The 501-nt window shown below is 50.1% G+C and carries 1 protein-coding gene; it reads right to left on the bottom strand.

Translation table 11 applies throughout. The features are described 5' to 3' along the window. Window positions 1-501: hypothetical protein (locus tag AC1RP1_RS07805; RefSeq protein ID WP_481762691.1), on the bottom strand; the 501-nt coding region annotated here is incomplete at both ends.

Raw genomic sequence — 501 nt, 5'->3', positions numbered from 1 at the left:
ACTATCATCTACTTCTTTACGAAAGTCTTTAAACTCGTCAACGCTCATACTGCCTTTTGCAGCGGCCATGATCGTCATAGTCTCGTTCATGACAAGCATAGCCAGATCACGCATCATGGGCCGCAAAACCGATTCGCTGATAGTGACACCAATAGCACCTCGATCCCGAGTTTGCTGCATGTCCGTCACAAGTTCCCGAATAGTCATCATCAGGTTGTTGAACGAGTGAACACCATAGCGTCCCTTCGATTCGCGAATCCCGTTTTCGACTTCGGCAACAAGATCAATACAGGTTTGAAGAGCGCGCTTCTGAATCACGGATGCTGCCGAATCAGAATCACCGACCTCCAAGAGCTGCTGTATGTTCTCGGCATCGTCGCCCAGAATCGAGTTAAGAGAGCCTGATTTGAGGCGCGAGATTCGTGAGCCGTCCTCATCAACGGTCACTACCTCTCGACGCTTTCGACTAACGGTTAGTCCCATGTCATCGTCGTCATCCTC

Source organism: Dellaglioa sp. CoH-56-MRSF-13, assembly GCF_056782095.1.
This window is presented reverse-complemented; position numbering and strand designations above follow the sequence as displayed.